Genomic DNA, 23,468 nt, shown 5'->3' on the forward strand with positions numbered 1-23,468 from the left:
GACGAAAACGGTTGGAGCCGACGTGTAGAACGTCGACTCCAACCGTTTTCGTCGTGCCTCGGTGGCACATCACTGCGCCGGGAACGGCCGCCGCTCTCGCAGCGCGATCCGCGCATGCCCAGCCACCATCGACGGCAGCCACTCGGCGGCATGATCGATGTCGACGTCGACGTCGTCGATCCCGTCGATCGTGGAGACCTCTTCGAGGATCTTGGCCTGAATGATGCCGATCTGCATGCAGATCGGGCTCGTGAGCTGGAGCCGCACGACAGCCCGACGCTCCTCGCGCCGCGCTTCGAGCACCAGACCCATGTCGATCAGATTAATCGGGACGCCGGTCGCGATACTGCACGGATCGGCGATACGTCGTAAGGCATCAACGATGGCCTCGTCGAACCCCGGGGCCGGATTGGATGCCACGGCCGTGGTTTCAAGGGTACTCATCCGACTACCACTCCTTTTGCTCGCAGGTCGGCCAGCGCTGCGCCGTACACCCGCTCGAACTCCCTCTTGGTCTCCCGGATGAAGTCCAGGTGCGGCATCTTCCAATACGAATCCGGGAAATCGTTGAAATACGTGCCGTCGTCGGAGAATACCTCCATCTCCCAGTAACTGTTGTAGCCGGCCTCGATGAGCGCCGCAATAATGGGCTGCGCCGTGGCGCGTCCACGCCCCGGCAATTCACGATCGTGACCGCTGCGCTCGTTCACTCGAACGTCGCACACCTGAACGCTGTTGACGTACGACCCGTAGGTCTTGATCCGCTCGAGCAGATCCGGCTCCGGCCAGCTGTGGAACACGTCCAACATGATTCCGATTTGCGGACTACCGACAGCGTCGATGACCTCGACCATGGCCGGGATCGTGTGCAGTGGCGAACCTCGACGCTCGGCCAGCAGTTCAAGACCGATCAGTACGCCGTTGGCCGCTGCCACCTCGGCGATGGTCGCCAAGTTCTCGACGACTGCCTCCACCGGGCCGGCCGGCGCGGCCGGATCACCACTGGTACCAGGAGCGACGGCGATCACCGCCGGACCGAACTTCGCCAACCGCTCGATACTCCGACAGATCAGCTCGGTACGTGCGGCAGGGTCTTTCGGTGTGCCGGGTCGATCGAAGGGAATCCCGAGGATGGAATGAACTCTCGGCACCGCCGTACTGGTGGCCACATCTCGCTCGGCCATGTACTCGAGCAGCTTCTCATCCGATTCGTCGCTGAACTTGCCCTCCCACAGCCCGACCGCAGCCGCGCCGACGACCGAAACATGGTCGACGTCGTCATAGATCGAATTGTGCGGCGTCGAATACGAGTTGACTGCGAACTGCGGCGAATCCAGATCAGGGAACTGCCTGGGTGGAAGCGGTGTCATATGTCCTCCATCTGATGAATCAGCGCTCCCGACCAAAGTAACTCGACGTGACCTGTAACACCCCGACGTGCATCAAGATTCTGCTATCTGGAACTTTACAGGTCAGGCTCACGGCCATACCGCACCGGCAGCGGCGTGACCGCCCTCCCCGTTTCCGCGGTGAGGAACCCGGGACGCCAGGATCTCCCGACTTCGACCAAGACTCTACGATCACCGGCAAGCAGATCCGCTGACCGACCAGAGAAAGCGAGAGAGTACCTCGATGACGCCACCGGCACCCTCGAAAGAGATCCCCGTATACAGCCGTTTTCTCAATGTCGGCGGTATCCGCACCCACTACCTGGATTCAGGGGACGGTCCACCGGTCGTTCTTCTGCACTCCGGTGAGTTCGGTGGCAGCGCTGACCTCTGCTGGGAATACAACATCGCTCCTCTGGCTGCAGCCGGCCACCGCGTCATTGCCCCCGACTGGCTCGGATTCGGCCGAACCGACAAGTTGCGCGACTTCGTCTCCGGCTCGGATCGGATGGTGCGTCACATGGCCGCGTTCCTGGAAACCATGGCAATCGACGAGGCCGACTTCGTAGGCGCCTCGATGGGTGCAACCACGTTGCTTCGGGAGTCGTCTTCTGGCAGATGTCGATTCCCCATTCGCCGAATGGTTCTCGCGAGCGGAGGCGGCTTCGTCCCCGATAATCCGGAGCGTCGGAAAATTCTCGACTACGACGGCACCCCGGAGGCCATGGAAGCCATCCTGCGCGCCAACTTCACCGATCCGGCCTGGTATGCCGATCGCGAGTACATCGAACGGCGCGTCGCTGCCAGCATCGAGCCAGGAGCCTGGGAGGCTGTCGCAGCAGCGCGATTCAAGTCGCCCGCCACTGCTCCTCGCACGCAGTTCGGTCAGCCGGACACCATCGCGTACGAGAACATCCCGTTTCCGACCCTCGCCGTTGCCGGTGGCGCCGACCAGCTACGTGAACCGGGCTATCACAGTGCACTCGAGCGGATCCCCGACTCGAAAGTCGTCGTGCTGGACGGTGCGGGACATCTGCTCAATATCGAACGTGCAGAAGAATTCAACACGTTGACCGTCGAATTCCTCGCCTAGTACATCTCGGAACAGCCGAAAGCCGGTCGCGCGCTCGACGAGCGCGCGACCGGCTTTCGGCTGTCGGTTACCGGGAGTCGATTCGGGTTCGACCGAGACCGAGCGCCTCGAACACCGGGGCGTCGGAGAAGCGAAACAGATCCAGTGCGCCGGAATCCGAATCCGACGATCCGGCTTCGGATTTGGCCGAGAACGGCTGCCACGACGGGACGACGAAGATGTCGCCACGACTGACCGACCAGGACGCGTCCCCTACGGTGACGACGCCGGAACCGTCGAAAACCTGGTACACGGACGACCCGGTCTCGCGGACCGGGGCGGTCTCCGACCCGCGACTGATCCGGTGAAATTCCGCTCTGATGGTGGTCAGCACATCCGAACCCGTGGCCGGGTTGGTGTAACGCACCGCTGCGTGACCAGGTTCGACTGTGCCACCGTACCCTTCACGTTCCATCGCCAGTTGATCGGAGAGCGCCAGATCCGTGAACTCCCACTTGTACGAGAGCAACGGCGTTCCCGGGCCGGACGGTGTCGCCGCCAGTGGACGCAGACCCGGGTGTCCCCACAGCCGTTCGGAACGCGACCGGCTCGGCGTGATCCGCTCGGCGTCACTGATCTCGTCACGACCGAACTCGAAGAACTGCGATTCCATCTGGTACTGAAACGGAATGTCGAGCCCGTCGATCCACGCCATCGGCTTGTCCGTGGCGTTGTGGTGTGCATGCCAGTTCCAGCCGGCCTGCGGCAGAAAGTCACCGCGTCCCATCGGAATCGGATCGCCTCCCACCACTGTCCATACGCCCTCGCCTTCGACGACGAAGCGGAAAGCGTTCTGCGTGTGCCGATGTTCGGGAGCGTCCTCGCCCGGCATCAAGTACTGGATTGCGGCCCACAGAGTCGGCGTCGCGTAGGGACGGCCACCTAGCGCCGGATTGGCCAACGCGATGGCGCGTCGTTCCCCGCCTCGACCCACCGGTACCAGATCTCCGGCCCGAGCCGCGAGTGGCACCAGATTCTGCCAGCGCCAGAGATGAGGAACAGCATGTGAATTCGGATGTGCGGGCATCAGACCGCCGATCTGAGTCCACAGCGGTATCAGAAGTTCCTGTTCGAAACCACGGTAAAGCTCCTCGAGCTCGGCCGTCACTTCGGGTTGGCCCTCCGCGGACACCGCCTCCACACGCACGGGACTCTGACCTTCGGACATACGTTTTCCCTTCTCGAGTCTTGCAACAGATCTGCCGTGAACGACTGGTGGCGAGGCGACCAGGTCGTCCTACGAGGCACCCTCGCGCAGCGCGTCCAACGACGAACCAGTCACCGCCCGATAGCGGTTCAAGAGCTCGTGCATCTCGTCAGGGCTGATGACGTCGTCGATGTCGTCGAACGGACGGTCTCCGGTTCGCTCGAACACCTCGCGCAGGATCGCGTCCGGCGGATTCGATCGATTGAGCTGTACCACCTCCGCAGTACGTGGCAGTCGCTCCGCCTCGTAACGGATCAGTGCACGCTGCGGATCTTCTTCCTCCACCAAAGCGTCACGCAGCGCCCTGGTGTCGAGAATCGCCTGTCCGGCGCCGTTCGATCCGCGCGGAACCATCGGGTGCGCCGCGTCGCCGAGTAACGTGATCCGGCCCTTGGTCCAGAACGCCAACGGGTCCTGATCAACCATGGGGTATTCGAAGACGGCTTCGGCGGCGCCGAGCATCTGCGGCACATCCAGCCAATCGAACGTCCAATCCGCAAACGGCTCCATGAATCCCGTGTCACTGGTGTTACGGGTCCAGTCGCGGTCACTGCGTTGTGGCGCTTCGATTTCGGCCACCCAGTTGATCAACTGAGTTCCGTCCTCGAAGTCGAGAATCGGGTAGATGACCATCTTCCCGGTCTCGAGCCAGCCCGCCCGAACCATGCTCGCTCCGTCGAGAAACGGCTTCATCCGCGTGGTGCCGCGCCACATGGTGTACCCCGAGTAGAGCGGGTCCGAATCGCCGGGATGCAAGCTGCGACGGACGACGGAACGGATTCCGTCACAACCGATAGCGACATCGCCCTCCCATTGACGGGCATTTCCTTCCGTGTCCACCGTGTGCACGACGACGCCGTCACCTCGGTCCTCGATCTCGGTCACTCGCGCATCCAGGACGAGACGGTCTTGCCCGAGTCGTTCCCGGACTACGTCCGCGAGCATCGTCTGGAGCTTTCCACGGTGGATGGAGTACTGAGGCCACGGGTATCCGGCCGCCTTGCCCGCCGGGTCCGAGTGAACGAGCTGCCCGAATCGGTTGTAGAAGACGGAGGTGGACGTCGCGACGGAGATCTCGGCCAGTCGGTCCTGGAGTCCGAGGCCCCACAGTTCTTTACTTGCATGGGGAAGGATGTTGATCCCGACGCCGAGGGGCTGAAGGTCCGGTACCGCTTCGAGTACTCGGGCAGGCACACCGGCCTGCTCCAACTGGAGTGCCAAGGTAAGACCACCGATGCCACCTCCGATGATGAGTACCTCGTTCGCTATCGCCATGCACATCCCTCTCGTCTCGCGCCCGTACCGTCGCACCCACCCCGCACCATGCGGGCTTCCGAAAACCTTGGGGCACGACGGAATAGGAATCGAGGTTGGCGGGGCAAAATTCCGTCTTCCGTGACAACTCGCCGGCGCCGCCGACGTCCCCACGACGAATTCGCATTCCACGGTCTTTATGCCGAAGAGCTCTCCGTCTGGTTATGATTCCCCTATGAGGAATCAATCCGTGGGTCCGCTTTCCTCCGTCGACAATGCGTTGCAAGTCGTGGAGATGCTCGCGACCCGGCCCAGTTTGCGAGTGATCGAAGTATCCGAAGAACTGTCGGTCGCACGGTCGACGGCACATCGCATCCTGGCAGCTCTGATGGCCAGAGGCTTCGTCGTCCAGGACGCACACAAGGTGTACCGCCCCGGCCCCACCCTTCAGCGCCTTCGCCAACCGGAATTGCACGGGCGACGGATCTCGCTCGAGATCATGCATCCACACCTCGAGCGCCTTGCCACGCTGCTGGGCGAGACCTGTCATGTCGCCGTCCTGGAAGGCAGCAGTACCCGCTTCATCGACGGCGTCGAGTCGCACCGCACGCTCCGCATCGGTACTCGAACGGGAATGCTGTTGCCTGCACACAAGACCGCCATCGGGCTGGTACTTCTCGCCGAACTTCCGTTCAGCAGCCTGCGCGCGATGTATCCTCGCGGACTCACCGGTGACGCGAAGGAAGCACGGCTGACTCTCGAAACCCTCGACCGCAAGATCCGCGCAGCACGTCGAACCGGATACGCCCGCAACATCGGCGAATCCGACGCCGGGATCTCGGCGGTGGCGACGTGCCTACGCGATCCGTCGGGACGGGCGATTGCCGGACTTGCCGTGGCGATTCCGACCCCTCGATTCGACGACTACTCGCTGGCCGATCTCAAACGCGAACTCAACGAAACCGCCGAGGCCTTCAAAGCGGATCTTGCTTCTATGTCGCCCGACATTTCCGACTGACCTTCGACAGAGGTGCCCCCCGCGTAAATAAATTCTGCAAGACGGAATTTCTCGACACGCATCTGTGACGCCGTAGGTCCGTCGATAATCTCGACTGCATGCGTCAGCGCCCCCGATACTCGTTCACGGCCTACTGCACGCCGCACAACGATGCGTTCGACGATGTCAGGGACGCGGTCCGGATCGGGGCTGACGGAATCGGGTTGTCCGAGCTGAAATTCCAGCCCGGTCGCGACGACGAACTCCGCGAACTCATGGTGGCGAACGGCGTGAAGGCAACTTTCTGTGTACCTCGCAGTCACACCTTGTTGGGGATGTCGTTCGGACCGTTCAAGGACGCCGAACTGACGCTCTCCGAGCGGGTGGACATGATCGGTGCCAGTATCGAGCGACTGGCACCGTTCGATCCGGTCGCGATCTGCGTTGCCCCTGGCGCATCGGGTGATCCCAGGAAACCGGTGGGACCGGTAACCGAGGACATGCACGAGGCGCTTCGGCAAATCTGCGACATTGCAGCCGAGTTCGGGCAGACGATCGCCTTCGAACTTCTCGGCGAACGGCGCGGTTCTCCCATTCACAGCATTGCTGCCATGCTCGATGTCGTCACCGCAGTCGATCGACCCAACATCGGACTACTGATCGACACCTTTCACAGTTGGCCGGAACCAGACCTGCACGAGCATCTTCGCAACCACGTCGATCGCTTTGTGGGAGTGCAGGTGTGCGACGTCAAGGTCGACGAGCGCAGCGGGATGGATCGCGAAATGCCCGGCTTGGGAAGAGGGATCGCGGTCGAGTGGGTCAACACCCTGGTATCTGCAGGCTACGACGGCTGGTGGGAGTTCGAGGTCTTCTCCGATGACGGAACTTTCGGCAACGATTTCCCGGATTCGTACTGGAAGATGCCCCACACGGAGTTCTTGCAGTTGGGCCGCACCCACTTCGACAAGATCTTCACCGATGCGCAGGCGGCGGCCGACGCGCAATTCGACAACGGGAGGACCGGTAGATGACGGAGTTCGGACAGATGCTGGCGGTCAACCAGCGAACGACACCACACAACGACTTTGCCACCGACCTCCATCAGATCCGCCAGAGCGGATACACCGGCGTTGGTCTTGACGAACTCAAACTCACACCCGGCAACGATTCTCACGCCGTGGAGTTGTTGAGGGGCAGCGGACTTTCCTGCACTTACGCGACACCGGCGGTGTGGCCGATCGTCGCCGGCCCGCTGGACCGACCCGACCATCCTGCCGACGTGGGGGCACGCGTCGATGCGATCTGCTCGAGTATCGAGCGGCTCAGTGCATTCTCACCACAAGGCATCGTGGTCGGGGGCGGGCGCAGCGGCGACCCGGACCACCCCACCGGGTCGGCCGAGGAGATCGCCGCACCGCTGGCCCAGATCGCGGACGTCGCCGCCTTCCACGGACTCGGCGTCGCATTGGAGATCATGCCGCTGCGTAAAGGATCCGCGCTCTTCGATCTCGAGGAAGCGGTCGCATTGATCGAGCACCTCGGTCGCCCGAACATCGGCTTCATCGTCGACGTCGCGCACCTCTGGGATCTCCCCGATCGTGACAATGTTCTCGAGCGGTACGCACGCCACGTCGTCTACGCCCAACTCAACGACGTGCGCAGCCCCGAACGAACCTGGGCGGACCGACTGCTGCCCGGCGACGGGCGCGGTCTGGCCGTTTCCATCGCCACGGCACTCCTGCGTGGTGGCTACCGCAGTTGGTTCGAGCTCGAAGTCTTCTCCGACGACGGCACTTTCGGTACAGAACTGCAAGACTCGTTGTGGAAGATTCCGCACTCGGAGCTACTGATCCGTGGCCGCAGCCGCATCGAAGAGGTCCTGCGCGAGGCCGCCGCGATGTCCCGAGTGGGCGAACCGTGACCGACCGCGCGGCATTCGACCAGTTCGAAATCGCCGGTTGGCAACTTCTCGCCGACGACTACCACCGCGAACTCGGACCACTGACGTCACGGGTCGCCGCCGCAACAGTCGATGCCGCACGGGTATCGGCCGGCGATCGACTCCTCGACCTGGGAACGGGCCCCGGATACATCGCGGCGGAGGCGATATCGCGCGGAGTCGAAGTAACCGCCACTGACATCGCCGAGCCGATGGTCGATCGGGCACGAGCCGATGTCCCGCAGGCTCGTGTGGAAGTCGCCGACGCACGCTGCCTTCCTTACTTCTCGGCGTCCTTCGACGCGGTAACCGCCGGATTTCTGCTCTTGCACACCGCGATGCCCGAAGTGGTTGTGGCGGAGGCAGTCCGGGTCCTCGAACCCGGTGGCCGATTCGTCGCTTCCGTCTACGACACACCGGATCAGGCACGGTTCGTCGGACTGTTCGGCGACGCGATGGCCGGCCTTCCACTGGTACCGCCGGCGATTCCACCCGGGCCCGGACTGTTCGACCTGTCGTCCCGAGACCGCCTGGAGGCTCTTCTCCCGGAAGCGTCGTTCGACAATATCGAGATCACGACCTTCCACCTCGTCCACCAGGTGCGATCTCCAGAAGCATTGTACGACACCTTCTCCCGAGGAACTGTTCGCGCGGCAGCGCTTCTGGCCGCCCAACCCCCAGATCTACGCGAACCGATCCTCGGCGCCCTCGGGGCACAGTTGGAGCCCTACCGTAGTGGTGACCACTACGACGTGCCGGTCTCGTTCCTCCTCGTGACGGGGCGGGTATCGCCAGACCACAGGAGTAACCAATGAACAACACCCTGCGTCCCGCCGACGTACCCGACTTCCAGGCCCGTGCACGATTGGACGGCCACCGCGTCGTCGTCCTCGGTGGTGGCGCCGGAATGGGTCGCCAAACCGTCCACGCTCTCACCCAGCTCGGCGCGCTGGTCGCCTGCGTGGACCGCGACAGCGCATCGGCGGAAACGGTCGCCACCGAGTCCGGGGCGATCGGACTGACGTGTAATGCCGTAGACCGCGAGGACCTGCTCCGGTGCCTGAAAGACGCCCGGGATCGGTTGGGTGGACCGATCACCGGAATCGTGGACATCATCGGAACTGCCAAGATCGGCACCTTCCGGGATCTCGAGCGCGACGATTGGGAAACTCTCCTCGACGTCAATCTGCGTCACGCCCTGAATCTGACCACTGTCATTCACGAACTTCCGGAACTGCCCTCGTCCATCGCCGTGGTCGGTTCGATTTCGGGTGTCAAGAGCGTTGTGATGCAGGGGGCCTACGGCGTGGTCAAGGCCGCGCTGCATCAGCTGGTGGTGACCTTGGCCGACGAGCTGGCATCGCAAGGAGTGCGAGTCAACGCCATCGCCCCCGGCTGGACCAAGACTCCGCGGCTGGTCGACAAACTCGGCGAGGAAGCCTGGCGAACAGTCGATTCGGAAATCCCTCGCGGATTTGCCGCCGACCCGTCGGAGATCGCCGGACCACTGGTCTTCCTTCTCTCGGAACTGTCGAGCTATGTCACCGGCCAGGTCATCGTCGTCGACGGCGGGCTGACCAACAGCCAGAGATATCCTCGGGTCTTCTGAACGCTTCTCACCTGGGTACCACGTCGACATCGTCCGCACGAAGGGAAGCACCTCACCGATGAGCACAATGAAAGCGATCAGCTTCACCGAATCGGGTCCCACCTCCGAACTGATCTACGCAGACATTCCGACGCCGGTTCCCGGGCCGGGCGAGGTGCGGGTTCGGGTTCGAATGTCCGGGGTCAACCCCAGTGACTGGAAGTCTCGTCTGCGTGGCACGTACGGTCGTAGCGAGCAGCCCAAGGTGCCGCATCACGACGGAGTCGGCATCATCGACGAGGTCGGTGACGGGGTGTCGTCGGATCGTCTCGGTGAGCGAGTGTGGCTTTACTTCGCTGCCTGGCAACGTCCGCACGGCACCGCTGCCCAATGGTGCACCGTCCCCGCATCACATGCGGTTCCGTTGGACGAGAGCATTCCTGACGACGTGGGTGCGTCCTTGGGGATCCCCGCCCTCACTGCCCACAACCTCCTGGGGGATATCGCGGCGCTCGCCGGCCGGTCGGTGCTGGTCTCGGGTTTCGGAGCCGTCGGATTCGCAGCGACGCAGCTCGCTCGGTGGGCAGGCGCCCGCGTCGTGGTGTCCACGAGTTCTCCCGAAAAGCAGAAAGCTGCCATCGAACTCGGGGCCGACGCGGTGGTGGATCCGAGCTCGCCCGATGCTGCCGATCAGTTCAAGGCCGTGCTACCTGCGGGTGCCGTCCGGATCGTGGAGCCTGCCCTGGGTTCCAATCTGATTCGGGACCTGGCTGCACTCACCCCCGGCGGTACCGTCGCCGTGTACGCCACCGAGGGTGATCCGGTGACGGAATTCCCGGTGCGCTCGTTCATCGATCTGAATGCGCGCCTTGCCTTCACCATGGTCTATCGCCTCGGCACAGACGACGTCATGCGAGCTGTCACCGATATCACCCAGGCATTGGCGGCCGGGTATCTGCGCGGATATCCGGTGCATCATTTCGACCTCGAGGATACGGCCGAAGCCCAGAAGGCGCTGGCCTTGAATGTGTTCGGGAAAGTGATCGTGAACATTCCGTAGTCCGCCACATTGGGATTCCGCACCGCGGAACCCATGCCACCGAGAAGGGTTCGGCCGCCCATAGTCGACGTAAAATATTCTCGGACAACGGTAATCGATGCCAAGGTATTCGCCGTGCCGGCGCGGCATGGTGCGAATCCATCGAATCCAGATAGTCCGACAGCGAAGTTACCGAAGGAGCTTGACGAGTGAGACTGGCCACGATTCGCCTGAAGAATTCCGATTCCGAGTCGGCTACGGCCGCGGTACGAATCAATGTCGACGAGTCGGCAACGGTGATCGAAGGATACTCCGATCTGTCCGAGCTGCTGCAGGATCCGAACTGGGAGGCGCTCGCACGCGAGGCCAACGGCGCTCTCTTACGACCCGAAGGCACCGACTTCGCGCCGGTGGCTCCGAACCCCGGAAAAATCATCTGCGTCGGTCTCAACTACGCCAACCACATTCGTGAGATGGGACGAGAGCTTCCTACTCATCCCACCCTCTTCTCCAAGTTCCGCGAAGCACTCACCGGTCCGTACGACGACGTCCTCGTCCCCGAATACGCCGCCGAGAAGCTCGACTGGGAAGGCGAACTCGCCTTCGTCATCGGCAGGCAGGCATATCAGGTGGCTGAAGCCGACGCGGAAACCTACATCGCCGGGTACTCGGTGATGAACGACTACACGATGCGGGACTACCAGTACCGGACGCTGCAGTGGGACCAGGGAAAGACATTCGAGAAGACCAGCGGATTCGGCCCCTACCTGACGACCACGGATTCCTATTCGTTCGGCACCGCACTCGAAACCCGACTCGACGGCGAGTTGATGCAGACGACGACCACCGACGATCTGGTTTTCACCCCGGCGAAGTTGGTGGAATACATTTCGCACATCGTGACGCTGCAGCCCGGCGACGTCGTCATCACAGGCACACCCGGCGGCGTGGGTCATGCGCGCACGCCTGGTGTCTACATCCAGGACGGCCAAACCGTCGAGGTACTCATCGACGGTCTCGGTTCGGTACGCAACAAGACAGTGGTGCAGCGAGATTCGGCCGTATGAATTTCCGGCACCTGACCCTCGCCGAACGGCTCGATTTCACCAGGGGCGGCACCGAGCAGCTCACCCGACACCTCGCCGAACTGCGTGACGACGAGGTCGCGGAGCAGTCCGTCCTGCCTGGGTGGACTCGCGCTCATCTCGTCGCTCACGTCGGCTACAACGCTGCCGCGCTGTGCAGGCTGACGGACTGGGCGGCCACCGGCATCGAAACACCGATGTACGATTCCGTCGAGCAACGCGGGCGTGAGATCGACGACGGCGCCGGTGACAGCGTGCAGGTTCTGCGAGATCGAGTTGGCGACACCGCTCGGCTCCTCGACGAAAAGTGGCACAGCCTCTCGGAATCAGCGTGGTCACGGGAGGTGCGCACCATCCAAGGTCGGACCGTTCCGGCATCGGAAACCATCTGGATGCGGGCTCGGGAGGTCTGGATTCACGCTGTCGATCTGGGTAACGGCGCTCGGTTCTCGGAAATTCCGGATCCGGTACTGCGATCACTCGTCGACGACGTGATCAAGGCGTGGCGCAACAATGGCCTCGGTAGCGGATTGACACTGCAGATTTCGGAGGAGGAACCGATCTCGATCGACCCGGACCGTGGCCGAGACAATCAGGTCTCGATATCAGGAGACCTTGCTGCGGTCGTCCAGTGGATCACCGGCAGAGGCGCCGAAGGCGTCACCGGACTACCCGATGGCGTCGACGCCCCGCGGTGGCTTTAGGCTTTCGGAGTACGGACCACCGCGAAATCCGACGTGGTCCGCACTTCGAATCCCATCCTCTTCGACAGCCGAATCGCATTGGTATCGGTAGCAGCGGCGTGGAGGAACGGCGTTTCGCCTCGCGCTCGAATGCCGTGCGCCAAGGCTCGCACCAGGCCGCCTGCCAACCCTTGACCACGGAACTCGGAGTCGGTGCACACCGCGCTGATCTCGGTCCAGCCCGACGGCTCGAGCCGCCCACCGGCCATCGCCGTCAACCTGCCACCTCGCCGGGCGCCCGGATATGTTCCCAAACGATAGATTTGAGCACTGAACGGCCCGGGGGTTCGTCCGCGAGATCAGCTCGAGCATCCGACGCTCCGCGAACCACCGCCTCGGCGAACGGTTCCGGGTGACGAGCATCCGTCGCCACCATCTGTGCGCCTGCGGCGGCTTCGAGAACATCGCAGCCCGTCGGAACCGTCCCGGTAGCCGACGTGACCGGAACGGCCTGACCGGGACCTACCAATTCGGCGATCTCGACCCACGTCCTGAGATCACTGAGATCGTCGGTACCCAGCGACGACGAAATCGCAGGCAGGAATCGTCGAGCCCGCGCGCTCCCTTCCCGTCAGGCGCATCTGAGGTCTGGTCAGAGCGGACCACACGGCATTGGCGAGTACCTCCGGCCGGCCTGGGTAGACTGCACTCACCTGTTGGACCACTCCTTCGCGATCAACTCGTAAGAGCGCACCCGAGCCGAATGATCGTGGGTGATGGTGGTGATCGCGATTTCCGCCGCGCCGGTAGCGTCTGCGAGCTGCGAGAGCTTGTCGGCCACGGTCGACGGCGAACCGACGAACTGAGTCAGGACCCGGTCACGAACCAACTCACGATCGTCATCGGACCAGTCCAGAGCGGCAGCTTCCGCAGGCGTGGGGTACGCGATGGCACCCTCACCGCGTCGAATGCTCCGCACCCACGGAGCGTAGCCGGACGCGAGCTCGGTTGCCTCCTCGTCGCTGTCGGCGACCACCGCGTCGACGGAGACCGCGACATACGGCTCGCGGACGTCCGCCGACGGGACGAAGGCATTCCGGTACGCCCGGACCGCATCGACGACCGTACTGGGGCTGTGGTGGTAACCGGCCGTGAAACGCAGCCCGTTCTGCCCCGCGACAGTAGCGCTCTGTCCGGCAGAGGCTCCGAGTATCCACACCTGCACGTCGGCACCTTCGCCCGGTGCCGCGTGGAGCCGAACCCCGTCGGATGATGCGTAGGTGCCATTCAACAGCGCCAGTACGTCGGCGACCTGCTCCCCGTACCCCGGCGCATAGGCTCCAGGTTGCTGCAGCAAATCGAGTATTGCGTTGATCGGGGCACTCGAGTACACACTCGCCGCGTTGTAGTGGCGTGGCAGGAGCAACCCGCTCGAGGTGTACGAGTCCTCCTCATGTGGATCTCCGCCCTTTGATGCCAAATACTGTTGCGCCGCTGCCGGAGCCGTTGACTGCCCTCCGGTTTCGTCGACAGCTCGAGGTGCCGGACGGGAGAGCGACCGCCCGATACCGAGATCCAGACGGCCGGGATACAGGGCATCGATCAATCCGAACTCTTCCACCGTCGACAACGCCGAACGGTGCCCGAACTGCACTCCGGCCGAACCGAGACGGATGGTTTCGGTGGCAGCGGCAGCCAACGCGATAGCGACGGCCGGTGATGATCCGAGAACTCCTGGATTGACGTGATGTTCGGCAAACCAGTAGCGGTGATAGCCGAAGCGTTCCACCTGCCGAGCGAGATCCACCGCATTGCGCAGCGCGGTGGCGTTGTCGTCCCCGCTCGAGCGTGGAATCAGATCCAGCACCGACAACAGTATCGGATTGGTCATGCCGAGGCTCCGTTCGACGTTCGGGCCGAACGACGGGGCGGGTCCGCCGCAAGCCCCAGATGATCGCGGAGTGTGGTTCCGGTGTAATCGGTGCGGAACACTCCTCGTTCCTGTAGTTCGGGGACCACCGTACGAGCGAATTCGTCCATACCGGTCGGTGAAATATGCGGAATGAGAATGAATCCATCCGACGCACCGGTCTGGACGTAGTGGTTGATCTGGTCGGCGACCTCGGACGCGGTACCGATGAAAGGCTGCTTCGCACTGAGTTCCACGGCCAGATCGCGGATCGAGAACCCCTTGGCCACAGCCAGTTCGCGCCAACCGTCGGCGATTTCTACCGCATTCGCCGGATAATGCGTCATCCCCTTCATGATCTGCTCCGCGTCGACATCCGGATCCACTGCGGGGAGCGGCCCGTCTGGATCGTAAGAACTGAGATCACGGTTCCAGATTCGTTCGATGAACTGGATCGCGGTCTGTCCACTGATCTGTTGCCTGCGGATCGCGGCTGCCTTTTCGTGGGCTTCCGCGGTGGTGTCACCGAGCGCGAAGTAGGCCGCTGGAAGTATCAACAGCTCGTCCGGCGTTCCGCCGGCGGCAACCTTACGTGCCTTGACTTCTCGATAGAACCTCCGATCATCTTCGATGTCGCCCATGAGCGTGAAGATGGCATCGCAGTATGTACCGCCGAAATCGCGACCGTCCTCCGAATTTCCTGCCTGAATCAGAACCGGGTGACGTTGCGGGCTCGCGGGAACAGCAAACTGTCCTTCGATCTCGAAATGCTTGCCGCTGTGCCGGAATCGACCGATCTCCGGGTTCTTCCAGAACCGACCCGACTCACCGTCGGCGACCACCGCATCCGTATCCCATGAATCCCAGAGCGTGCGAACCACTTCCACAGATTCTCTCGCCCGATCGTACCGTTGATCGAGGGCAAGGTATCCGCCACGTCTAAAGTTTGCTCCCGTGAACGCATCCGAGGATGTGACGACGTTCCATCCCGCCCGACCGGCGGAAAGATGGTCTAGGCTGGCGAACTGACGAGCCAGCTCGTACGGCTCGTTGAACGTGCTGTTGATGGTGCCGATGAGTCCCAGATGAGTGGTGACCGAGGCCAGCGCAGACAGTACCGGAAGCGTATCCGGACGACCGACGACATCGAGGTCGTGAATGGACCCGTTACGTTCGCGCAGACGAAGCCCCTCGGCCAGGAACAAGAAGTCGAACTTGGCCGCCTCGACGGTGCGTGCCAGATGCGCGAAACTCGCGAAGTCGATGTGACTGCCCGACTCCGGGTCGCTCCAAACCGTCGTGCTGTTCACGCCGGGGAACTGCACACCGAGATGAACTTGTCTGGGGACTTTTTCGGTCATCGCTGCGCACCTTCTGTATTCGAGTAACGAGAAACCGGCCGGTCCAGGCCGAGAATCGAACGGAGCGTGCTTCCGCGGTAACCGTCCGGACGCAGACCCCGGCGTTGCAACTCCGGCACCAGTTCATCGGTGATCACCGGTAGATCCCGAGCGTGACTCAACGGCCGCAGTCGGATACCGTCGAGGCCTGCGGCCGTCCACGACTCGATACGGTCGGCGAGTTCGGTAACGCTGCCCGCCAGGATCTCGGCGTCGCTCGTGAACTGCTCCCCCGCCAATTCGTCGAGGCGACCGAGTCGGTCTGCGCCGCGTTCGGTCTTGTTGTCCAACGCCACGAGAAGATCACCGAATATCTGAGTAGGAGCTTGCGTGGACAACCTCGCTCGCTCGGCGATCCGTCCGCTGATATCAGCAACGGAATGTGGAGTGGTCCAGACGATGTCACCGAAAGACGCCCCCAGCTCGAACACCTCGGTGGAGTGAGCCAGGCTTCCGATCACCGGCTGGCCTTGAGGCGGGCGCGGTACCGTGAGCGGCCCCTTCACGGAGAAAGACTCCCCACGAAAATCGATGTAGTGCAACTTCTCTCGGTCGACAAAGCGGCCAGTCTGCACGTCGCGAATTTCGGCGTCATCCTCCCAACTGTCCCACAGCCTACGAAGAACCTCGGCATAGTCCGTGAGCTCGGCGAAGGCCGCGGAAAAGCGGCCCGCCGCGACGGCCTCGCGCGTCTGATCCCGATCCAGGTCTTCGAAGTCCCTACGTCCGAACAGTTTCGACTCGGTGCCCGTGATTCCGATCCCGAGACGTACACCTGCCCGCCCGACGCTGATGAAATCGAGCGTTGCTATGGCCTTGGCCAGATGGAAAGGTTCACTGTGAGTCACCACTGCCGTCGGCAGGAGTCCGATGTATCGAGTCAGCGGCGCAATCCGAGACGCGACGAGAACCGAATCCAGCCGGCCGCGCAAGCGGTCTGTTCGAGCGGCCGGCCGTCCGTAGCCCTCCGATTGCAGAGCAAAACCGTCCTCGATGGTCAGGAAGTCCAGTCGGCCGGCCTCCGCACGTTGCGCAAGTTCTATCCAGTAAGTCGGATCAACCACACGCCGAGCATTTTCGGCGTCCTCACGCCATGCTGCCGGGTGCCATCCGACACCGTCCAACGCCACGGCAAGATGTGTGTAACTCATGCTGCGGTTGTCCTTTCACGAACGAGCCAGAGTGGGCCATGACCTCGACTACACGCATCTGCGACGGGTCCGGTGTGTACGGGCAATGTCAGACAACTTTCTCGGTGGTGTGCACAGCTGACGAGTCGGTAACTCGCGGGTGCAGTCGTATTCGGAGTGATCGAACAGCCGATCAGCCGAGCCGGTTTCGACAGCACTGCCGTTCTTGACCAGCAACACCCGACCGGAACACGGCAGATCACTCCGAAGTAAAGGGACTTTTCGCTCGAGACCGTCGTCCGCAGTCCTCGGAACGCCTGACCGGGTACATCTGAGCTCCTCAAAGTGCTGCGCCTGACAGGCGCAGCCGTAACTGCCCTGCACTGGGCATTCGGTGTGAGTGTCCCTTCCGGTTCGGCGACGTCGACTGTCGGCAGTCCCGGCGAGAATTGTGACATCGAAAATGTCTTCAATTTTGAACGAGATTCACGGCGACCAGGTTAGCCAATATCCAGTATTCGTGCCGGTAATAAAATCATGCTGAAGAAAAGTCGGGGCGGGCGCTACGTTTCCCCCGACCTCCGACACGCAGCATCTCGCACACCGATCCACCATCACCCGCACAGACCGATCTTCGAACTGACCTTCCTACAGGTCCGGCATGCAATCTCGAGTAGTTTCCCTGATGGCTGTTGTGGTAACAGGCGTCTATATTCGGCGCTGTTCAGGTAAACACTTCACGAATTGCGGGCCCGCATGTACCTCGACCAGTGCGATCATCACAGCAATCACCGACTCGACCTCCCCCCGCCCGAGCAGATGGGTCGGCGGTGGTCGTTACATGCGGCAGTGCTCGCAGCGCGCGGGCCGCGATGGTCCGACAGCACTCATGCACGAGTGCCCGGGACATGGCACTACGACGACGGTAGCGGCAACTGGGCCGACCTACGGTTGGTGACGGGAAAACGTGCGGTATTGATCGGGCACGATCACGAATACTCCGACACCTACTTCGGCGCCGCTGCCGAATACTTCGGCGAGAAAGAAACCGATCTACTTGCCGATACTCCGTCATGGTGGTCACAGGCGATCGCCGACTACCTGACTGGATCCGAGCAGGAAAACATCTGGATCGGGTTCGTCTACGGGTTCGACGGCAAAAACTGGTCGCGTGCCTCGTACTCGGCCGACGACGGTTTCACCGCGCTGGACCCACCATTCCTCGCCGACGACAACCTTGTCGACACAGTGGCCCGACAATTGGCCGGTTACGCGGACGACCACATGCTCCTTGCACGCGCCGACCACTCCGACATCGTTCATGCCCTCGACGAATGCCCAGCCCTCACCATTCCGACTGCCGAGCGGCTGCTGTCAGGCAGAACCGGCGACGCCGGTATCGCAGTAGAAGCCGCTCGCGCGTTCATTGACACCTGACCGTACCTCGCGGGCCGCACACGCAACGGCGACTGTGACGCACTCCCGAACATGAAGGATCAGAACAAGATTCATCGCACGATCGACCGGCCGAAATCCGTTCGATCGACAGCATGGATCGCCCCGTCCTGATGACATTGGTGTGCAGCGGCTGCGGCGTCCTGACTCAGATCAATCCATTCGACGACAACAGCAAGAAATACTTCGACGACCCGCAGGCCATATCCATGATCGACGCCGCATCCAAGGGTCGAATCGACTTCATGCCGTCCCGACGATCGGGATACTCACCCGGAGTATCTCGACCGATTCGCCGGGAGTCCTGTCGACTGGCGGTAAGCGGAGCTCCGCCCAACGGCGGCACAGCGCGGTGAGATACTCGGCAACCTGCGCTTTCGTTGGCGGCAAAATGCTCCATGCGCCCCAGCCTGCCGGTAGAGTAGCCTCTGTCCGCAGTATCGGCGGGCCGAACAGACATACATCCAAGGGGGATTCCCGTGTTCAAGATGACATCACCACCTACCGGTAGCGCCGCAGTCTTCTACAGCGCATTTGAGCAACTCCGAGACATCTTGCGCTTACTCGATAGTGCGTCATGATCGTCTGAGTGCGCTCGTCCTCCGATTGGTTGGACGACAGCAGGAGCTTTGAGCCACAATGTACTGTGGCCCAAAGCTTTTTTGTTGCCACCGACAGCCACCGCGCAGCGAAGAATGCATACCGATACCTCGTGGAGCAGACTGAACAGAGCCGATCCCTCGCTCGCAGACGCGGAGGGATTGCCGATTCGAAACCAACCGCCGTCGGCGTCCTTCTGCGGGTTCGGCACGCGTGTTCGCCTCGAAAGATCAGCGATTTTTGCTGTCCTCTCGAGGGGCCGTAAGAGGAGCTTCGCCGAACGGCGACACAGCACATCAGCTCCAGCGCAAGCATTGTACGCATCATCGACATACATTAATTACCCACTGGTGCAATATATTTCAGTGAATCTTGCCCACCTGCAGACCCTCTTTGCCATAGTCAGGTCCGCCGCATCAGATGACTGCGCACCGGCTGCTCATATCGCCCCGGCCAGCACAGCGGTTAGGTGCGGGCGCGAGCCACCGAAGAATCCATCGTCGGCGTCACCGGCGATCCGCACTGTGCGGGACACGCGTTTCGTTCCGGTCAACGCCGTGCGATCGGCCGACAGCGACAGGGCTACCCCGTGATTTTCATCAGCCGGCTCGTCAACGTCGCGTCAGCCGTCTCGCACATGCCTTAGACCTTCGAAAGCTCTGGAACCGAAACCTTTTCTACATACCGACGCCGGCCGAGCGCCACACCGAAACGACGATGAGCTGCAACGGCGGCAGCGGGGCGAACCCTCGGAAACGACGTTCGACACGCAAGTTTCCACGAGTCGTCGGATCAGGATTGCAGTCGAGGCCCGGATCGAAGCCGGCCCGACACCTGCGGTTAACCTCAATCCATGCACGTAATGTGGCCAGACGAAATCGACGACATCATCGGCAGCGACCTCACCTGCGGGGTCGCCTACACCACCCCGGCCGGCGGAGCGGTGGTGACGGCCGTAGCACCGATTGGGCTACGCGATCGAGAACGCGGCACGGCCGGATTTACCACCTCACTCGGTTTCGGCCGCAAACTCGAACGTATCAAAGAGAATCCACGGGTCACGCTGGCATACCACGCCCGCGAACACGGCATAAACTCCAGCGCTGCGCCACGATTCGTCCTGGTGCAGGGTGAAGCACGATTCGACCCGCATCCCGATCCCGCGACGCTCGCCGAGGTCGGGGTGCGTTCGAAGCCGTATCTTGGTGCGGCAAGACACGGATGGTTCTGGGACCGGTGGCTGCGCGCGTACCACGAGGACCGAGTGCTGGTGACAGTGAACGTCACACGGGTCGTGGCCTGGCCCTCGCTCAACGGCGACGGTGAGCCTGAGGTGTTTGGTGCGCCATTGCCCGGTGCCGCCGCCGCGTCGCAAGAGCCACCGAAGAAAGGCACAGGCCCGCGGGTCGACGCGGAACGAACCGGCAAGCGCGCGGCGAAGCTGCCCCACCGGTTACTCGCCTATCAAGACGCGGATCAGTATCCGATGATCGTGCCGGTCACGGTGACCGGGGCCGACGCCGACGGTGTGCGACTGCAGGTGCCGGCCTGCGTGCCGTCCGGTGGCCGCCGAGCCGGACTGCTCGCGCACTCGTACGGAACCCAGCTCGTCGGCCTCGAGACCCGTCAGAACACTGGATGGCTCCACACCACTGGCACCGAGGCACATTACGCGCCGCACACCGAGGCCGGGTTCAGAGCCCCCGCGAACAAGACGGTCCTGTTGCTGGCCAACGGTTTCCTGGCGCGGCGCGGGCTGGCGAAAGCTCGCAAACAAGGCCTAATCGAATCGCTACGCTGAAATCTGCTGTGCGGAATGACGATTAGTCATCCCACACCGTAGACGGCAGGGCTCTGTCAAATCAACTGGGCCGTGGGTCAGGGATGCTGATCAGATGAGTCGCGGCGACGAAATGAGAGTGGATGCGGTGCGGTCGTTGCGCAAGCGGTATCACTGCCCTGCGGAGATCATCGCGCACTGCGCGCGGCTGTACTACATCGCGTTGAGCTCGCGCGACGTCACGGAACTGATGCTCGCCACGGCATCGTCGTCTCGCACGAGGCGATCGGTACATCGTGTGCGACGTTCAGGCCCGAATACGCGTATGTCCTGCGTCGCCGCGCTCCCTGACCCGGCGACCCATGGTTTCTGGACGAGGTGTCAGTCAAGATCGGCGGCATCCGGAAGTATCTGTGGCGGGACGGCAGGTCGATCGGAAAAAAACGTCCTTGACGTCGCGGTCCAGTCACGACGCAATGCGACGGCAGCGAAACGTTTCTTCGGCACGCTGTTGCATAAGTAGGACCAGTTGCCAAGGATACTGATTACCGACAGGCTCGCCGGGTACATCGTGGCACATCGAGAGTGGATGCCATCGGTCGAACATCGGTGCTCGAAGTACCTCGACAACCGGAACGAGAAATCGCACCAACCCACCAGGCAGCGAGAACGCGTGAGCCTTTCCTATGCTCCATTTGCATACAAGGTTCACTCTGTCGGCGATGCGATCTGCTTTCGGTTGCGTCCGCATGACCAGTCACTTCGACCAATGTCTGTTGACACGACATCTACAGGCGAGCGAGCATGTGTCGTCGTACCCGGAACGCCCGAGTACCGCAAGCCGTTGGCCGGCATTGTCGAGGCAGCAAGCGCCCGCGATCTCACGGACGAGAATCCATTCGAACAGATCGAACTGCTACGCAACGCAGGGTTCGGCGCGCTGAGGCTTCCGGCAAGTATCGGCGGCGGAGGTCTGAGCATTCGAGAACTGTTCAGTGTCATCATAGATCTGGCAGAAGCCGATCCGATCGTCGCGCATATTCTGCGTACCCACTACTGATTCGTGGAGGAAAAACTGCGTGCCGCAACAGCGGATGACTACGTCGGCTTCGACAACGATCCTTGGATCCAGCCGAACGGTGAGCAAGTACCTGCGAAAACGGCTCCGATGAGACAAGCTTTGACATCGAGGGCGAGGCATTTCAAGTTGGGCACGCCCTTCCTTATCGGGTCATCTGCATCCGATGTGGCCGAGTTCGTTTCGGTCTGCCGGTACAGCAGACCTCAAAGGCTTTGACGAACCCCGGGGGCCGCTTCGTTCCATCCGCCGCTGGAGCACATCCCCGCTCGCCCGTTTCGGGGTGAATGTGCGTTATGTTTCTTTGCGGGGCTTACGACTGTGAGCTGCTGCGCACCCGGAGCGGGTGTGGACTGCACCGGGAGGGCACGCTTGTCATGACTGTTGTTGATCGATCACCTTCACCGCGGTGGCGGGTCCGACTCGCCGCGACCCTCAGTGCCGCCGCCCTGTCGGTCGCTGCAGTGGTCACCGGGACGAGTGCAGCATCAGCCGACACCGTTATCGGCAACCCCATCACGGTCGGCGCCGCCCCGTTCGGGGTGGCGATCACCCCGGACGGGAACCGTGCCTACGTCACCAACAATGCCGGCAACTCGGTGTCGGTGATCGACACCGCCTCAGGCACCACCATCGGCAACCCCATCCCCGTCGGCAGCAATCCGGTCGGGGTGGCGATCACCCCGGACGGGAACCGCGCCTACGTCACCAACTGGGGCAGCGACTCGGTGTCGGTGATCGACACCGCCTCGGGCACCATCATCGGCAACCCCATCACGGTCGGCTCAAGCCCGCACTCGGTGGCGATCACCCCGGGCGGGAACCGCGCCTACGTCACCAACCAGGGCGGCAGCTCGGTGTCGGTGATCGACACCGCCTCGGGCACCACCATCGGCAACCCCATCCCCGTCGGCGCCGCCCCGTTCGGGGTGGCGTTCACCCCGAACGGGAACCGCGCCTACGTCACCAACTTGAACGGCAGCTCGGTGTCGGTGATCGACACCGCCTCAGGCACCACCATCGGCAACCCCATCCCCGTCGGCGCCGCCCCGTTCGGGGTGGCGTTCACCCCGAACGGGAACCGCGCCTACGTCACCAACTTGAACGGCCACTCGGTGTCGGTGATCGACACCGCCTCAGGCACCACCATCGGCAACCCCATCACCGTCGGCGCAAATCCGAGCTCGGTGGCGATCACCCCCGACGGGAACCGTGCCTACGTCACCAACCAGGGCGGCAACTCGGTGTCGGTGATCGACACCGCCTCAGGCACCACCATCGGCAACCCCATCACCGTCGGCGCAAGTCCGATCGGGGTGGCGATCACCCCGGACGGGAACCGCGCCTACATCGCCAACCGGATCAGTAACTCGGTGTCGGTCATCGCGATCGACCGGGCGCCGACACTGAGCGGAACCCCCACCACCGCGGCACTCGACCAGCCCTACCGGTACACCTTCACCGTCACCGGCCAACCCGACCCGACCGTGACCATCACCTCCGGCCACCTACCGGACGGCCTGACCCTCTCCCCAACCGGTGAGCTCTCCGGAACCCCCACCACCGCAGGCCAATTCGAATTCACCGTCACCGCCACCAACGGCATCGGCGACGACGCAGAACTACCGGTAGTCCTCGACATCACCGACACCACCACAACCCCCACCGGATCCCTCGAATTCGGGTCCGGAATATTCGGGTCATAGAACCGGAATTCCTGACCCCATCACCACACCCACACCGTGGCCGCTCACCCCGCAACACAGGGTGAGCGGCCACCGTCCTTCACACCCGGCGTCAG

At 62.6% G+C, this 23,468-nt stretch carries 22 protein-coding genes and 1 pseudogene; 14 read left to right on the forward strand and 9 right to left on the reverse strand.

Features of this window, described 5'->3' with window-relative positions:
• Positions 1-69: 69 nt before the first annotated feature.
• A complete protein-coding gene (locus tag ABH922_RS22600; RefSeq protein ID WP_424809050.1) occupies positions 70-444 on the reverse strand; it encodes an iron-sulfur cluster assembly protein in 375 nt (124 codons plus the stop codon).
• Positions 441-1,370 (reverse strand): sugar phosphate isomerase/epimerase family protein, encoded by a 930-nt coding sequence (locus tag ABH922_RS22605; protein ID WP_424809051.1) that lies wholly within the window; start codon positions 1,368-1,370, stop codon positions 441-443. The genes ABH922_RS22600 and ABH922_RS22605 overlap by 4 nt, the downstream gene beginning before the upstream one ends.
• A gap of 262 nt (positions 1,371-1,632) precedes the next feature.
• Here ABH922_RS22605 and ABH922_RS22610 point away from each other — a divergent pair, with 262 nt between their 5' ends.
• A complete protein-coding gene (locus ABH922_RS22610) occupies positions 1,633-2,481 on the forward strand; it encodes an alpha/beta fold hydrolase (protein WP_424809052.1) in 849 nt (282 codons plus the stop codon).
• A 67-nt stretch (positions 2,482-2,548) separates the two neighbouring features.
• Here the strand turns inward: ABH922_RS22610 and ABH922_RS22615 are convergent, their stop codons facing one another.
• Positions 2,549-3,688, reverse strand: coding sequence for a cupin domain-containing protein (locus ABH922_RS22615; RefSeq protein WP_424809053.1), 1,140 nt, complete (start codon positions 3,686-3,688; stop codon positions 2,549-2,551).
• 69 nt (positions 3,689-3,757) lie between these two features.
• Complete coding sequence (locus ABH922_RS22620; protein ID WP_424809054.1) at positions 3,758-5,002, reverse strand: flavin-dependent oxidoreductase; 1,245 nt, start codon at positions 5,000-5,002, stop codon at positions 3,758-3,760.
• Positions 5,003-5,216: 214 nt separating this feature from the next.
• Here ABH922_RS22620 and ABH922_RS22625 point away from each other — a divergent pair, with 214 nt between their 5' ends.
• From ABH922_RS22625 to ABH922_RS22660, 8 genes are all read left to right on the forward strand, one after another.
• The gene (locus ABH922_RS22625) at positions 5,217-5,999 is read left to right on the forward strand and encodes an IclR family transcriptional regulator (protein ID WP_424809055.1); all 783 of its coding nucleotides are present in this window, start codon (positions 5,217-5,219) and stop codon (positions 5,997-5,999) included.
• Between the two features lie 98 nt (positions 6,000-6,097).
• Positions 6,098-7,012, forward strand: coding sequence for a sugar phosphate isomerase/epimerase family protein (locus ABH922_RS22630; protein WP_424809056.1), 915 nt, complete (start codon positions 6,098-6,100; stop codon positions 7,010-7,012).
• Positions 7,009-7,902 (forward strand): sugar phosphate isomerase/epimerase family protein, encoded by an 894-nt coding sequence (locus tag ABH922_RS22635; protein ID WP_424809057.1) that lies wholly within the window; start codon positions 7,009-7,011, stop codon positions 7,900-7,902. The genes ABH922_RS22630 and ABH922_RS22635 overlap by 4 nt, the downstream gene beginning before the upstream one ends.
• Positions 7,899-8,735 carry a class I SAM-dependent methyltransferase gene (locus tag ABH922_RS22640; protein WP_424809058.1) on the forward strand — a complete coding sequence of 279 codons (837 nt, stop codon included), beginning with the start codon at positions 7,899-7,901 and terminating at the stop codon, positions 8,733-8,735. The genes ABH922_RS22635 and ABH922_RS22640 overlap by 4 nt, the downstream gene beginning before the upstream one ends.
• Entirely contained in the window at positions 8,732-9,529 is a 798-nt protein-coding gene (locus tag ABH922_RS22645) for an SDR family NAD(P)-dependent oxidoreductase (RefSeq protein ID WP_424809059.1), read from the forward strand. Before ABH922_RS22640 ends, ABH922_RS22645 begins: the two co-directional genes overlap by 4 nt.
• A gap of 58 nt (positions 9,530-9,587) precedes the next feature.
• The gene (locus ABH922_RS22650) at positions 9,588-10,568 is read left to right on the forward strand and encodes an NADPH:quinone reductase (RefSeq protein ID WP_424809060.1); all 981 of its coding nucleotides are present in this window, start codon (positions 9,588-9,590) and stop codon (positions 10,566-10,568) included.
• Between the two features lie 188 nt (positions 10,569-10,756).
• Complete coding sequence (locus tag ABH922_RS22655) at positions 10,757-11,614, forward strand: fumarylacetoacetate hydrolase family protein (RefSeq protein WP_424809061.1); 858 nt, start codon at positions 10,757-10,759, stop codon at positions 11,612-11,614.
• Entirely contained in the window at positions 11,611-12,336 is a 726-nt protein-coding gene (locus tag ABH922_RS22660) for a maleylpyruvate isomerase family mycothiol-dependent enzyme (RefSeq protein WP_424809062.1), read from the forward strand. Before ABH922_RS22655 ends, ABH922_RS22660 begins: the two co-directional genes overlap by 4 nt.
• Here the strand turns inward: ABH922_RS22660 and ABH922_RS22665 are convergent.
• From ABH922_RS22665 to ABH922_RS22685, 5 genes are all read right to left on the reverse strand, one after another.
• Complete coding sequence (locus tag ABH922_RS22665; protein ID WP_424809063.1) at positions 12,333-12,629, reverse strand: GNAT family N-acetyltransferase; 297 nt, start codon at positions 12,627-12,629, stop codon at positions 12,333-12,335. The two genes, ABH922_RS22660 and ABH922_RS22665, sit on opposite strands and share 4 nt — an antisense overlap.
• 243 nt (positions 12,630-12,872) lie before the next feature.
• Entirely contained in the window at positions 12,873-13,028 is a 156-nt protein-coding gene (locus tag ABH922_RS22670; protein ID WP_424809064.1) for a hypothetical protein, read from the reverse strand.
• Entirely contained in the window at positions 13,025-14,206 is a 1,182-nt protein-coding gene (locus ABH922_RS22675; protein ID WP_424809065.1) for an LLM class flavin-dependent oxidoreductase, read from the reverse strand. The genes ABH922_RS22670 and ABH922_RS22675 overlap by 4 nt, the downstream gene beginning before the upstream one ends.
• A complete protein-coding gene (locus ABH922_RS22680; protein WP_424809066.1) occupies positions 14,203-15,585 on the reverse strand; it encodes an NtaA/DmoA family FMN-dependent monooxygenase in 1,383 nt (460 codons plus the stop codon). Before ABH922_RS22680 ends, ABH922_RS22675 begins: the two co-directional genes overlap by 4 nt.
• Positions 15,582-16,775 carry an LLM class flavin-dependent oxidoreductase gene (locus tag ABH922_RS22685; RefSeq protein WP_424809067.1) on the reverse strand — a complete coding sequence of 398 codons (1,194 nt, stop codon included), beginning with the start codon at positions 16,773-16,775 and terminating at the stop codon, positions 15,582-15,584. The genes ABH922_RS22680 and ABH922_RS22685 overlap by 4 nt, the downstream gene beginning before the upstream one ends.
• Positions 16,776-17,498: 723 nt before the next feature.
• Here ABH922_RS22685 and ABH922_RS22690 point away from each other — a divergent pair.
• The 5 genes and pseudogenes from ABH922_RS22690 (at position 17,499) to ABH922_RS22710 (ending at position 23,373) form a co-directional block, all read left to right on the forward strand.
• Entirely contained in the window at positions 17,499-18,191 is a 693-nt protein-coding gene (locus ABH922_RS22690; protein WP_424809068.1) for a hypothetical protein, read from the forward strand.
• A gap of 113 nt (positions 18,192-18,304) precedes the next feature.
• The gene (locus tag ABH922_RS22695) at positions 18,305-18,565 is read left to right on the forward strand and encodes a hypothetical protein (RefSeq protein ID WP_424809069.1); all 261 of its coding nucleotides are present in this window, start codon (positions 18,305-18,307) and stop codon (positions 18,563-18,565) included.
• Between the two features lie 1,097 nt (positions 18,566-19,662).
• The gene (locus ABH922_RS22700) at positions 19,663-20,610 is read left to right on the forward strand and encodes a hypothetical protein (RefSeq protein WP_424809070.1); all 948 of its coding nucleotides are present in this window, start codon (positions 19,663-19,665) and stop codon (positions 20,608-20,610) included.
• 748 nt (positions 20,611-21,358) lie between these two features.
• Positions 21,359-21,646 (forward strand): annotated as a pseudogene (locus tag ABH922_RS22705) (acyl-CoA dehydrogenase); the annotation flags it as partial.
• 398 nt (positions 21,647-22,044) lie between these two features.
• Positions 22,045-23,373, forward strand: coding sequence for a beta-propeller fold lactonase family protein (locus ABH922_RS22710; protein WP_424809071.1), 1,329 nt, complete (start codon positions 22,045-22,047; stop codon positions 23,371-23,373).
• Positions 23,374-23,468 lie beyond the last annotated feature (95 nt).

It is taken from the genome of Rhodococcus sp. 27YEA15, from assembly GCF_049739425.1.
In the GTDB taxonomy this organism is placed as follows: domain Bacteria; phylum Actinomycetota; class Actinomycetes; order Mycobacteriales; family Mycobacteriaceae; genus Rhodococcus_F.

Bases quoted from the DNA above. Each gene is read 5' to 3' on its own strand.
- ABH922_RS22680 (WP_424809066.1), bottom strand. From the start codon at position 15,585: ATGACCGAAAAAGTCCCCAGACAAGTTCATCTCGGTGTGCAGTTCCCC.
- ABH922_RS22615 (WP_424809053.1), bottom strand. From the start codon at position 3,688: ATGTCCGAAGGTCAGAGTCCCGTGCGTGTGGAGGCGGTGTCCGCGGAG.
- ABH922_RS22610 (WP_424809052.1), top strand. From the start codon at position 1,633: ATGACGCCACCGGCACCCTCGAAAGAGATCCCCGTATACAGCCGTTTT.
- ABH922_RS22625 (WP_424809055.1), top strand. From the start codon at position 5,217: ATGAGGAATCAATCCGTGGGTCCGCTTTCCTCCGTCGACAATGCGTTG.
- ABH922_RS22620 (WP_424809054.1), bottom strand. From the start codon at position 5,002: ATGGCGATAGCGAACGAGGTACTCATCATCGGAGGTGGCATCGGTGGT.
- ABH922_RS22650 (WP_424809060.1), top strand. From the start codon at position 9,588: ATGAGCACAATGAAAGCGATCAGCTTCACCGAATCGGGTCCCACCTCC.
- ABH922_RS22710 (WP_424809071.1), top strand. From the start codon at position 22,045: ATGACTGTTGTTGATCGATCACCTTCACCGCGGTGGCGGGTCCGACTC.
- ABH922_RS22685 (WP_424809067.1), bottom strand. From the start codon at position 16,775: ATGAGTTACACACATCTTGCCGTGGCGTTGGACGGTGTCGGATGGCAC.
- ABH922_RS22630 (WP_424809056.1), top strand. From the start codon at position 6,098: ATGCGTCAGCGCCCCCGATACTCGTTCACGGCCTACTGCACGCCGCAC.
- ABH922_RS22600 (WP_424809050.1), bottom strand. From the start codon at position 444: ATGAGTACCCTTGAAACCACGGCCGTGGCATCCAATCCGGCCCCGGGG.
- ABH922_RS22645 (WP_424809059.1), top strand. From the start codon at position 8,732: ATGAACAACACCCTGCGTCCCGCCGACGTACCCGACTTCCAGGCCCGT.
- ABH922_RS22605 (WP_424809051.1), bottom strand. From the start codon at position 1,370: ATGACACCGCTTCCACCCAGGCAGTTCCCTGATCTGGATTCGCCGCAG.
- ABH922_RS22700 (WP_424809070.1), top strand. From the start codon at position 19,663: ATGCACGTAATGTGGCCAGACGAAATCGACGACATCATCGGCAGCGAC.
- ABH922_RS22660 (WP_424809062.1), top strand. From the start codon at position 11,611: ATGAATTTCCGGCACCTGACCCTCGCCGAACGGCTCGATTTCACCAGG.
- ABH922_RS22675 (WP_424809065.1), bottom strand. From the start codon at position 14,206: ATGACCAATCCGATACTGTTGTCGGTGCTGGATCTGATTCCACGCTCG.
- ABH922_RS22635 (WP_424809057.1), top strand. From the start codon at position 7,009: ATGACGGAGTTCGGACAGATGCTGGCGGTCAACCAGCGAACGACACCA.
- ABH922_RS22695 (WP_424809069.1), top strand. From the start codon at position 18,305: ATGGATCGCCCCGTCCTGATGACATTGGTGTGCAGCGGCTGCGGCGTC.